The sequence below is a fragment of the bacterium genome (assembly GCA_030583725.1).
Lineage (GTDB): Bacteria > Patescibacteriota > Microgenomatia > UBA8517 > UBA8517 > JAUYMM01.
Map to the genome: position 1 here is coordinate 494,981 of CP129472.1, position 12,236 is coordinate 507,216.

General features: G+C 35.2%; 12 protein-coding genes. 9 read left to right on the top strand and 3 right to left on the bottom strand.

Annotated elements, in window-relative coordinates:
* Window positions 1–10 precede the first annotated feature (10 nt).
* Entirely contained in the window at window positions 11–1,717 is a 1,707-nt protein-coding gene (murJ, locus tag QY322_02815; GenBank protein ID WKZ25299.1) for a murein biosynthesis integral membrane protein MurJ, read from the bottom strand.
* Between the two features lie 22 nt (window positions 1,718–1,739).
* Here murJ and rpsT point away from each other — a divergent pair, with 22 nt between their 5' ends.
* The 7 genes from rpsT to QY322_02850 all read left to right on the top strand — a co-directional run bounded on the left by rpsT (window position 1,740) and on the right by QY322_02850 (window position 6,564).
* Window positions 1,740–2,006 carry a 30S ribosomal protein S20 gene (gene rpsT / locus QY322_02820; GenBank protein ID WKZ25300.1) on the top strand — a complete coding sequence of 89 codons (267 nt, stop codon included), beginning with the start codon at window positions 1,740–1,742 and terminating at the stop codon, window positions 2,004–2,006.
* Window positions 2,007–2,126: 120 nt separating this feature from the next.
* Complete coding sequence (locus QY322_02825; GenBank protein ID WKZ25301.1) at window positions 2,127–2,585, top strand: PilN domain-containing protein; 459 nt, start codon at window positions 2,127–2,129, stop codon at window positions 2,583–2,585.
* 1 nt (window position 2,586) lies between these two features.
* Window positions 2,587–3,252, top strand: coding sequence for a type 4a pilus biogenesis protein PilO (gene pilO, locus QY322_02830; protein ID WKZ25302.1), 666 nt, complete (start codon window positions 2,587–2,589; stop codon window positions 3,250–3,252).
* Window positions 3,253–3,254: 2 nt separating this feature from the next.
* Window positions 3,255–3,458 carry a hypothetical protein gene (locus QY322_02835; protein ID WKZ25303.1) on the top strand — a complete coding sequence of 68 codons (204 nt, stop codon included), beginning with the start codon at window positions 3,255–3,257 and terminating at the stop codon, window positions 3,456–3,458.
* 5 nt (window positions 3,459–3,463) lie between these two features.
* Window positions 3,464–4,792: an Ig-like domain-containing protein gene (locus QY322_02840; GenBank protein WKZ25304.1), complete on the top strand. Its 1,329-nt coding sequence runs from the start codon at window positions 3,464–3,466 to the stop codon at window positions 4,790–4,792.
* Entirely contained in the window at window positions 4,779–5,960 is a 1,182-nt protein-coding gene (locus tag QY322_02845) for a hypothetical protein (protein WKZ25305.1), read from the top strand. Before QY322_02840 ends, QY322_02845 begins: the two co-directional genes overlap by 14 nt.
* 13 nt (window positions 5,961–5,973) lie before the next feature.
* Window positions 5,974–6,564: a hypothetical protein gene (locus QY322_02850; GenBank protein WKZ25306.1), complete on the top strand. Its 591-nt coding sequence runs from the start codon at window positions 5,974–5,976 to the stop codon at window positions 6,562–6,564.
* A gap of 47 nt (window positions 6,565–6,611) precedes the next feature.
* Here QY322_02850 and QY322_02855 read toward each other — a convergent pair whose 3' ends face one another.
* Window positions 6,612–9,017, bottom strand: a complete 2,406-nt coding sequence (locus QY322_02855; protein ID WKZ25307.1) for a glycosyltransferase family 39 protein — start codon at window positions 9,015–9,017, stop codon at window positions 6,612–6,614.
* On the opposite strand from QY322_02855, the gene QY322_02860 reads away from it, so the two are divergent.
* On the top strand, window positions 8,991–10,154 hold the full coding sequence (locus QY322_02860; protein ID WKZ25308.1) for a hypothetical protein: 1,164 nt from the start codon (window positions 8,991–8,993) through the stop codon (window positions 10,152–10,154). The two genes, QY322_02855 and QY322_02860, sit on opposite strands and share 27 nt — an antisense overlap.
* Window positions 10,130–11,317, top strand: coding sequence for a hypothetical protein (locus QY322_02865; GenBank protein ID WKZ25309.1), 1,188 nt, complete (start codon window positions 10,130–10,132; stop codon window positions 11,315–11,317). The genes QY322_02860 and QY322_02865 overlap by 25 nt, the downstream gene beginning before the upstream one ends.
* On the opposite strand, the gene QY322_02870 is transcribed toward QY322_02865, so the two are convergent.
* Window positions 11,289–12,197, bottom strand: coding sequence for an LCP family protein (locus tag QY322_02870; GenBank protein WKZ25310.1), 909 nt, complete (start codon window positions 12,195–12,197; stop codon window positions 11,289–11,291). The genes QY322_02865 and QY322_02870 overlap by 29 nt on opposite strands.
* Window positions 12,198–12,236: the final 39 nt, after the last annotated feature.

Sequence of the window (12,236 nt, forward strand, 5' to 3'; positions counted from 1 at the left end):
TTTTTTAAAATTAGGGAGTTACTTCATCTGTCATTGCAGTTGAATATTTTTGACCCAAAACCATTCTGCGAAACAGGTTGATAAAAATATCCAGCTCTTTAGACTTCAAAATTTTTAAAGTTAGGATATAAACAATGGTACCAATTAGTCCTACTATTATGGTTAATATAAGTAAGTTAACTGCGTACCTAGTGTCTAATACAAACCGGTCAAAAGGAAGGTCAAGGTTCGTTATGAAAGACAACTTCTTAATCCAAACAGACTTATCAAAAAACTTCAAAATAAAATACATTGTAGAACCTGAAACTAACCCACCTATAATTGATTTTAAAATTGGCAAATAGAGGGCTGTGTTTAAACCATTGTGAATTCGTCTAGTAATTAAAATGAAGAGAATAACAGATTGAATAATCATAGAAATTGAAAAGGCTAAAGCCAAACTCCAAACAGGTAGTTTATAAACTATAACTAGGATGTAATTTAGTAAGATATTAAACAATAAAGTTACGACTGAGACCTTAACTGGTGTTCTTGTATCACTCAATGCATAAAAACTTCTGGCCAAGATTGAATTGGCCGCTTGGGAAAAAATGCCAATTGCAAATGCAGAAACCACCAACGAAGTTTGAACTGTAGCATCCCAAGTAAAAATATCTGTTCCAAAAATCAATCGAACAACAGGAATTCTAGCAACAACCAAAAAAGCAACTATGGGCATCATCAAAAACACCACTTGATTTAAAGTTTGATACAGAGTCTTTTTAAAAGCTGGGATGTCATCGGCCTGAGCTGAAAGGGTTGGGAGCGCCGCTTTGGCAATAGATGTACCAAATAGGCCCACAGGGAGAAGTTGGATTGAATTACCAAATGTAAAATACGTATAAGCAGGGACTGATATTAGAGATGCAAACGTAAGCTCAACAAATTTAGCAACCTGCAAAAAAGAGACTTCAATAATTCTCGGTAGTGAAAGTCTGGCAATTTTTTTAACATCGTTTGTGATCTTTAAGCTTCTGCTGAACCTAAATCCTAACTTATAGGCAAGTGGTAATTGAATTGAAAAATGCAAAATTGATCCCAAAACTACACCGATTGCTGGTGCATATAGACCATATTTATTTGAAAAAACCACAGTTGCTATAATTATTCCAAGATTGTAAAAAAGTGGCGCTAAGGCAGGTACAAAAAAACGTTTTGATGATTCTAAAACAGCAGTCAAGACATAGGAGATAACAAAAAATCCCTGTGCTATAAATAAAATTCGCGCAAAGTTGGCAATTAAATTTTGGTCATCTGGACTAAAACCTGGAGTTAGCCATTTATAAATTAAGGGAGCGAATATAACAACTATCGATGCAAGAGTCAAAAAGATAAGTCCTCCCCAATTAGCAACAACACCGGCAACTCTCCAAGCTCTACTTTTTGATATTTTTAATGTTTTTGTAAAAACTGGTATAAAAGCTGAAGCAAATGTGCCAAAAACCAAAACTTCAAATATTGTGTCTGGCAACCTAAAAGCTGCAAAGAACAAGCTCAAGTCTTGAGGCATAAAATAATGAGCCAACACTCTTTGGCGAACCAACCCCAAGAGTCTTGAAACAACAATCATTATCATGATTAATGTTGCAGCAGATAAAACAGAGTTCTGTTGCTCAGTAAGCAATGATTTGAATTTATTGAAAAAGGATTTTAATTTTGTTGGGATTGTTAATTTCATTTTTTTTGATTATACTACCCACATGCCAGTAACAAAAACAGCCAAAAGAGCTTTGAGGGGTTCAAAGAGGAAAGAAATTGTTAATAAAATTACACTTTCTGGACTTGAAATTGCTGTAAAAAAAGCAAAAAAGTCAAAGGATTTAAAGTCAATTCAGAAAGCTACTTCACTTACAGACCGAGCAGCAAAAGAAAACACCATTCACAAAAATAAAGCTGGTCGAATTAAGTCACAACTTGCTAAGTTGATGCCAGCAAAACTTCAAACTCTTTCAAAAAAGAACAAATAATGCTAAATTGGGTATATGCCCATTAATAAGTCCAAAATAATTAATTTACTTCCTAATGATGATTTTCAGAGTACTACTTTTGGTAGGATACTAAAATGGGCGCTGTCCTCGTTCCGATTTATGGTTATCGTCACTGAACTAATAGTGATGTCTGCATTTTTATCTAGATTTTGGCTAGACGCCAGAAACTCAGACCTGAATGAAGAACTAAATGTGAGCATGGCTCAAGTCAACGCATACCAAGATGTGGAGCAAGAATTTAGGCTTTATCAAAACCAGCTTCAGGTTGCAAATACTCTATATTTGGATGGAAAAAACAGTGAATTAATTCAAAAAATTACAAACGTACTTCCAAACGACTTAATTGTTTCATCTATACAACTAACTGGTGAGGACCTCCAAATTAAAGCGGTTTCTTTTTCAGAACAAGCTGTTGCCCAGTTTTTAGTAAATCTTGAGGGTCTTGAAATATTTGATAAGGTTGAATTATCTCAAGTGGCCTCGAGTATCGAAAACAGCTTTGTCACCACGTTCACTATTAGTGCAAAGTACAAACAAAAAACAGGAGGGTTAAACTAATATGGCACAAGGATGGAGGAGAGACTACTCAAGATATAAGGGATTCTTTTTAAATATACTAAATATTTATAAATCCAAACCAACATTGATAGTATATTTGGAAATTATTCTGTCTTTAACAACAATTATAGTGTTTTCTATCTTTGCCATTAAACCTACGGTTTTGACCATAATTGAACTTAATAACGAAATAGGAAACAAAGAAAGTGTAATTGTCTCTCTAAACCAGAAGATTGGAAACCTAAAAACAGCATCTTTAGTTTTACAAAACCAGTCCTCAAGATTAAATTTAATTGATCAAGCCGTGCCAAAATCTGCAAACCTTGAAACAGTAATTGATCAGGTGGAGAAATTGGCAGCTACCCATCAGGTAGGAATATTAAATATTGCTTCAACAGACTTGTTTCTCTCGGGTGCATCAAGCAAAAAGGCAAAGGCAGGAGATTTAAAAGCTTTACCTGGTGAAGTGAATGAGCTTAATTTAACAATTTCGGTGACAGGTAGCTATCAAGACCTTTTAAACTTTTTGAAATCTATAGAAAACTTAAGACGTCCTATAAAAATAGATACCTTTGTCATCAATGCAACTAACTCATCTGATAGTACTAGGGTTATTGTATTGACACTTACAGGTAGATTGCCATTTATCAATCAATCTAAAATATAAAAATGCAAAAAAGTAAATTACCAAGTCTAGTTATATTATTAATACTGACACTAATTACAGTTGTGTTCTGGATTGTGTTTACTGTTTATAGAACATACATCACAGATGACACCAATGTGAATGTTCCAAGAGAGGTACTACTCCCACTTTCACCAACCCTTAACGAAAGTACTATTGAAGTTTTGGAATCTAAAATATACCCTTAAAAAGAATGATTAAAAAGTATAAATTACCCACCATAATTGGCATTGTGGTTTTGATTTTTGGAATTATTGCTGGAGTTTTTCTAATAAACTCAAGGCAAGTTTTTAAGTTAGGCGCAAACATAGATGCCATTCCTAAAAATGTTAGGTTTACAAACATAACTAACTCAAGCTTCACTGTAACTTGGACTACAGATATTGAAAGCACTGGGTTTGTCAAATGGGGAACCAGTGAGCTAACTCTTAGTAAAGTGGCACTTGGCGAAGGAATTGGAAAAAACTTTGTCCACTCTGCCACAATAATGGGTATAAACCCAAACACAAAAATTTATTTAAAAATAAATTCTAACAGCAATGACTATGACAATAATGGTATTCCTTGGCAAGAAACAACAGAAAATATTGTAACAACCTCAGACCAAAATTTAATTGCTTCAGGAAATATTTTAAAACCAGATGCATCAACACCCGCGGTTTCAATTGTTTATTTAACAATTAATGGAATCGTGCTTTCTGCTATTTCATCACAAGGAGGATCATATGTAATACCAATATCAACCTACATATCAAACCTACCAGATACCACCCCCATTGAAATATCTGTTCAGGGTGGTCAAAACTCGCTAGCCCAAGCTGTAATTTACCCCAAATATATTAAATCTGTCCCAACCATTGTACTAGGAAGAACATATGATTTTAGAACTTTGCAAGAGGATATGTCAGGAAACTTACCAGAAAGTAATCTGACCGTTCCTGAGTCTGTAGAAGTTTCATCAAGATTTGAAGTTACAAAGTCAGAAACTACAAAAACTGTTGATAATGTCCTAGTTGAATCAATTGAAGAAGGGGAAATTATAACAACAGTTAATCCAGAATTCTTTGGTTCTGGACCAAAAAACACAGAAATTGAAGTAATCGTTGAATCAGAAATGCAATCACAAACAATTACCGTTTCTTCAAATGGAAGTTGGAAGTGGAGTCCTCCAAATGACCTAGCACCTGGAGAACATAAACTCACTGTTAAATGGAGAGACGCTTCTGGAATTTTAAGAACTATCACAAGAACTTTTGTAGTTAGTGCAGCAGAAGGGCCTGCTTTTGAAGCAACACCATCGGCATCCTTAAGTCCTAGTCCAACATCTACAGCTATTGCTACAACTGTTGCATCACCTACTGCCAGCTCATCATCAACGCCAATTTCAGCAACACCCACAGCAACACTTCCACCAACACCAGAAACTGGAAGCTTGACAGCTACCATTGGCTTATTCATAATGGGTATAGGAATACTTTTGTCATCTATTTTTATTTGGAACAAACAATATGCCCAAGGATAATAATCAAACTCAAAATCCACAGAATAATACTGTACCAGTAGCTGATGATATGCCACCAGTAATGATTGAGGATACTTCCCCACCAATGGTTGATACAATTGGACAACCACCGATAAACAACACACCAACACCAACTGCATCTCCTACTACTGACACAGGTTCAGCAGCACCTAGTGATGATATTGTAATGCCATCAGTAGTAACCTCAGGACCAAATGCAAAAGGACCCTCTAAAAAATTTGGTGGGGGGAAAGTAATTGCAACAATTCTTGGTTTATTCCTCTTAATTGGGGGGGTTGGGGCAGGAACATATCTAGTCCAACAAAATCAAGATATTAGGGAAAAAGCGTCTTTAGAGTCTGAATATGAAGAGTGTAGAAGAGAAAGTGGAACCCAAGTGTGTAATTGTCGTGTCTACGGAAATTGTACCAGACCAGATGCGCACACCGACCCACAAACACCATGGGTAACCGCACCACCTAGTGGGGGCAACACTGAATCCACTTGTCAGTCAAATGGTGGGTATTGGTGTGATGAAGTTAGTGAATATCCATCGAACAATCTAATACCTGGGTTTTGTAATACATCAGGCCAAACTTGTGGTAATGTTGCTGCCAGTTTAGGTTACACAATTAGGATAGGTGAAGGTATGCCTGGCACGTATACTGGAGGATGGTACTGTAGAGTCGGAGTAAATGGATATACTGGAGGACCATGTTTGCAATCCAATTCGGTTCCTGGATCATCTCCATACTCACAACCTCCAAATTGTTTCTGTGGAACCATACAGATTGATGGTGGTAATTATGACGGAACATATGTTAGTTCTTGTGGCTGTGACGACGATAGCGAACCACCAGCAACAACACCTTCAATAACTGCCAAATGCCAAGATGTAAAAGCATATGATGAAAAATGGGCACCATTAACATCTGCGCAATTGTCTCAATTAAAAACTGGTGACGATGTTAACTTCTGTGTAACAGGATCTGCAAGTTCTGGATCATTTAATAAAGCTAGATTTACAATTAACACTGTTCAACAAGCAGAAACAACAACAATTAGACCAACAAGCCCTGACTATTGCCAAAGTTACACAATTCCTGCTGGAGTTACAACCTTTAATGTGACAGCTCAAATAAACCATACGTCATTGGGTTGGAAATAATAGTGATAAATATATGAAAAATAAATTTACAATGATAGGGATAGTCTTAACAACATTAATCTTAGCTGGTGTTGCCATATTTACAGCACTTAGACTATATGAAACAAGAGACACAGCTGTTGCACCAAACGTACCATCAAGTAGACCTGCTGCTCAAGTTCAGCCAACTGAGCAAGCATCAAGTTGTAATTTAAGTTTTACTATCCAAACGTCAACGGCTACACCTACAGCCACTGGGTCAGCAACACCAACTGCAACAGGATCAGCAACTCCTACGGCTACTGCAACAGCAACTTCCACAGCAACCGCTACTGCTACAGCTTCACCTGTTCCACTATGTAATAGTAGTTGTACATCAAACACTCAGTGTCCAAGTGGCTTGATGTGTTACATCCCAAGTGGAGCAACAGCTGGAAATTGTAGAAACACTCAATGTCTATCATCAACCAACTGTGTTTGTTCTACAGTTACAGCCTCACCAAGTACTACTGCTACTACATCCTCAGAACCAACACTTCCAGAAGTTGGTACAACATGGCCAACAATACTTGGTACAGCTGTTGGAATATTAATCTTAATTGGAAGTTTGCTTCTAGCTTTATAACTTCTTGGATTTGTAAGATTCTAGTTCTTAAATTTGTTTCCTTACAATTATCTCCAAGAGTTAAACCAATAATAACTTTCGTCTAGCCAAACTGGAATTCTTAATCCCGTCCAGTGAGGGTAAAAATAAATAAATAATATAAAACTAACCCCAAAGAAGTAAGGGATTATTTTGGGATAACGACGAAGAACAAATCCACTAGCGATAGCTAAAAATGGAATCGATGGGAGGTAGTGATATAAAAACATAATCCTAGGACTGGCCAGCCAAGGAATAAAAAAAATCAAATAACTAAACACCACAAAACCCAACTTCTTGTTCTTTTCTATATATGAAATTGCAATTGATAAAATTATAGAAAATAGACCAAACCAAAAAACGATTGGGTTACCCAAGGCATAAATCTTTGCAACCTGGTCATCAATCACCTTTCCGTCATATAAATATAAAGGTCTTACAAGTAAGGGCCAAGACCAAGCAGGTGACGTATAAGGGTGCTGGGCTTCAAGATTTGTATGGTACCACCACATTTGCTTTTGGACCTCAATAAATTGTCCCCAAGTGTGTCCAGTTTTAAACATCAAGCCATAACTTGCTACATAAATTGCCAGTGGAATAACCAAGAAAGAAAGATATGAATAAGAAATTTTCTTTCTAAACACAAAATGAGAAATAAATATAATTGGTAATGTATAAATAGCTGACCACTTAGAAGCAATTGCCAAACCAAAAACTACTGCTGACATAAAATTCCTATTTTTTGCAAAAAGATATACGGACAACAACGAGAAGAACAATACATAGACATCATTCATTCCCATCCTGCTTAGGACTAAAGGCAAGCCTTCTAAACTAAACACGCCAGCAGATAAAATACCAACCAGCCTGTCTTTGAAAATTAAGACAGACAATAAATATATTAAATAGATTGATAAAGTCCCCAATACTGCCTGAGGAATTCTCCAACCAAAAGAATTTTCACCAAATAACTTCATTCCTAAAGTCATACCTAATTTTGAAAGAGGTGGATGTGTCCATTCATATGCAAATCCCTCGGGGTGTGGATTCCACCACTCCCAGGCTTTTGGGTCATTATGTAGTACTAATTTTGCCGTAAATGAATGATAAATCTCATCAAAGTACATTTCTTTAATGCTCCCCAGCGAATATATTCTCGAGGCAAAACTGAAAACTAAAATTATGACAAGTAAAATTTTGGTTTTTTTAACTGATATGTCTGATGTTTCAAACACTTTGGTAAAACTATTTCTTTTAAAATTAACATTCAAGCTATATTTAAATTTTTTAAAGATTGCGGTGATAGACAATAACAATAGTGAAATGTTGGTGACAATGAAAAACTTAATTAGAAAGGGATTAAATACTTCTTTAAAGTTTTTTGATATCCACTGAAAAGCATAGTATAAATTGGCAAGATAAGTTACAGACAACCCACCATAAACAACAAGTAATATTGGTGCATTTACAGAGGCTACAACTAGGGGAGCAAAAACTGGCAATAAATGTCTTTCGTGAATTCTTGTTAGAAACAAAAAAGTAATAAGTAGAGAAAGACTCGCAATCAGGTATTCTCCATTTGCAGTTCTCTTTTTATAAACAACCAAGGTAACTAACGTAACCAAAATAATTGACACTCCCAAACCTATCCATACTGTTATATTATCCGGCCTCCAAAACCCAAAAAGACCCCAAAAAGAAAATGCATTTACTGAACCATATGGATACTGGCCAGATGAAATAGAGAATCTTTCCAAGATAAAATCAATTAGGTTGGACTTGTTGTTAAATGGTATAAACCCTAAGACAAAAACAGACAACCCCACGACAGAATAGTTAAGATATTCAACTAGTTTCTTTCTCTGAGTAATGAACAGGTACAAAATGGCGGGTAAAACAAAGGCTGCTTGTGGTTTGACTAAGGTACCCAGTGCTAAAGCAACTGCAGAGACAAACAGATTTTTTGAAAACATATATATAGCAAAAAGAGAGAATAGCGCAGTTAAACTATCAACTTGACCCCAAAGTGACGAGTTTGCAAAAACAGCTGGATTAAAAAGATATAGAGCTGATGCCATAAGAGCTATTTTTTTCCCCTTAATTTCATTTACTATTCTGTAGATTAGATAACCTGTTAAAACGTCAGAAATAATGGCTGGAAACTTAAAAATAACAATTTGGAGTTCTGGTAAAAATAAATTTATCTTGGCTAGTAAAAACAAAACATAAAGGTAGCCAGGGAAATAATCGGACCAACTGTTATAAAAGTTTTTAAAACCTGAGTCTGACAAAGAGTTGCCCCAGGCAACAAAAGTTCCATAGTCTAATTCTAGTGTTCCGAAGTTGGCTAAAAAAATTCTAAAAACTAAAGCAGAAAAAAAGACCATTAAGATGTTAAAATCTAAAGAATGAAAGTAGTTTTTAAGTTTTTGCATATATTAGTCCCTGTTTTACTTTTTATTGGAACTTTTCTAATTTATAAAAATATCTATTCTGAACCAAGAAACTGGTATGACCACTATTTATACCTAACAAAGTCAATTATCGTGGGTAAGGTGGACATACCTGACCTGCCATCATTTTATCACGACAAGATAGAATTTGAAGGTAGAAATTACATACCTTTCCCCCCAGGTGCATCGTTTTTACTCGTTCCTTTTGTATTACTAAAAAACGATATAACACAACAAGTAGTCTCTATTTTAATAGGGGCATTAAATGTATCCCTAATTTATTTTCTGTTAATGCATTTTACATCAAGGATAAACTCAGTACTTCTTTCATTATTCTTTGCATTTGGCACAGTAGCTTTTTGGTCATCTATCGTTGGAACAACTTGGTTTTTTGCCCATACTGTTGCCATATTCTTTATTTTAATATCATTAATATTCCATTTTAAAAAGTTGCATTTTATTTCCGGAGTTTTTTTTGCACTTGCTGCTTTGACAAGAATACCAATTATCTTAGCTGGACTATTTTTCCTTCTGGAACTGCTTAAACAAAAAAAGAAACTTGCCATATTCTTACTTGGTGCTTTTGTTTTTGTACCCATCTATTTGGGATACAACTGGATGAGGTTTGGAAATGTTTTTGAGAACGGGTACAAGCAAGTATATCAGCAATACAAGGACTCTAGCTTAAAATATTCTACTGGAAACAACTTTGGTTACTTCAATATTAAAAATGTTCCACTTCATTTATATACCTTTCTAGTTATGCCCCCTGACGTAAAAATATTAGATGGAAACATAACCGATCTTAAACCCTCGCCATTTGGAATGGGTATCATTTTTACTTCACCTTTGTTATTACTTGTCTTGTGGCCCAAGTTTAAAAATAAGATTGAAAGAAGTTCATATCTTTCTGCAATATTATGTTCATTGCCAGGTTTGTTACATTACTCTCAAGGGTGGGTGCAATTTGGCTACAGGTTTGTTTTAGATTTTATTGTTTTTCTTATGATTGTCTTAAGTCTTCGTTTTAAATTAAATATTTTTAACCTTGCCCTAATTATTATTTCTGTTATCGTTAATTTTTGGGGAGTATTATGGGCAATTCAATTAGGTTGGTAATTATGCGTCATAGAATTAAGTTGATAATATTATTATTAGCAATTGGATTATTTATAATTTATCTTTTCACCTCAGGAGGGAACACACCATTTAACCACTTTGTGTTATTGGCTGATGCTTTTTTAAAGGGTAACTTTTTTGTTGAGGGCATATACCCTTGGATTGAAAAAGCACCACTTGATGAGTATAGGTTTTTTATAGTTAATCCACCAATGCCTGCAATTTTACTAATCCCGTTTGTCAAAATATGGAGTTTAAATTTCCCACAGCATATTTTTGCACACATAATTGGGGTTTTACTTACTGTTTCCACGTTTTATATGTCGATGATAATTAAAAAAGATTTAAGACTTGCAATTTGGTCAGCAATATTAATCGGTTTGGGAAGTATTGTCTGGTTTCTTTCAAGCGTTGGATCTGTCTGGTACTTAGGCCAAATAACAATGGCCCTATTTCTAACCTTATTAATAAATGAGGCCTTAGTTAAAAAAAGACCTATTGTTATGGGAATCTTGTTGGGATGTGCCTATTTATCAAGAGTTCATTTGATACTAACCTTTCCAATATTTGCTTATATACTTTGGCAAAAAAATAAGAGGTTAAATTCAATTTTTTACTTTGGTTTGACTTTTTCATTATTTTTTTTCTTTGACATGTTTTACAACTTTAGTAGATATGGTTCGTTTTTCAACCAAGGATACTTTTTAATTCCAGGAACTGAAAATGAACCATGGTTTGCAAAAGGCATTATGCATCCAAGTTATATTTTGGAGGACTTAAAAATAGCGTTTTTGGCAATGCCAAAAGTTATAAGTGAATTCCCATACATTCGTCCTTCGTGGGCAGGTATGGCAATATGGCTTACTACTCCAGCCTTTATTTTTGCCTTTGGTGCAAAATGGAAAGATTTAACCACCAAGCTATTTAGCCTAGCGATTCTTTTAATATTTATAGTAGTGGGAATCCACGGAGGAACGGGGTTTGCCCAATTTGGATATAGATTTGCAGTAGATTTTTATCCCTTTCTAACCTTTCTAACTATTAAGGGTGTTGCAAATTATGATGGTCCCAAGAAAATCCACTGGATACTATTGTTCGTGGGTATACTAGTCAATTTTTGGGGAGTTGTTTGGATTAATAAGTTTGGGTGGGTTGGGTGGTAACCAGAAGCTCTTGTTTAAGCCAATTTTGAAACTCTATCCAAGAACCAGATGAGGGCAGAAATACATATTGTCTATCATATCTTCTGTCATCCTGAGAAACAGTAAACATCTCTTCAGGTATGGATAAGAATTTGACGCTATCCCTTGCATCGTAGACAAATTTTATCAAAGCTATTGACCTATCAAAACTAATGTCGGTTTCAAGATGAGAGAGAACTGTATTATAGACACCCCGAACAACTTTAAAATCTAAAAATACTTTCCAAGATAACATTTTTTCTTTTATGGCTGATATTACATTTTGTTGTCTTTTTTCTCTGGCAAGCTCAGATCCCTCATCCAAAACTGCATTTCTACTTCTTACAAACTTTAGGGCAGTTTCACCATCCATAATTTGTTTTCCCTCAGTAAACTGCACTGTTTCGTATCTGCATGCGTAGGTACGATCTCCGTCACACAAATCATTTTCTTTGCCAGCAATCGGGTACTTTTCATCAACAAAAGATTTATCAACATCAACCTCAATTCCACCCACTACGTCTATTAAATCCGTAAAGAGGGTAAAGTCTACGACTAGAAAATTGTCAGGAGTAAAACCCGTAACCGACTTGACACTTTCTCCCGCCATTTCAAAACCACCATAGTGATAAGCAGTATTTAGTTTTGCTCTAATTGCAGTTATCCATATGTCTCGAGGTAAAGACAAGACACCAACTGATTTATTATCACTATCAAAGTGGACCACCATTATTGTATCTGTCAAGTTGGGTGCAATATGTCCCTCACCTCCTTTACCTAGAATCAAAATTGTTTGATTGTCTGTTACTTTTGGTAGACTTTTAAAGGTAAAGTATCCAGCAAGGGTAGTTGAAACTACCATAATCAACAGAAATAGGAGAACAAATTTAAAGACCCGCAT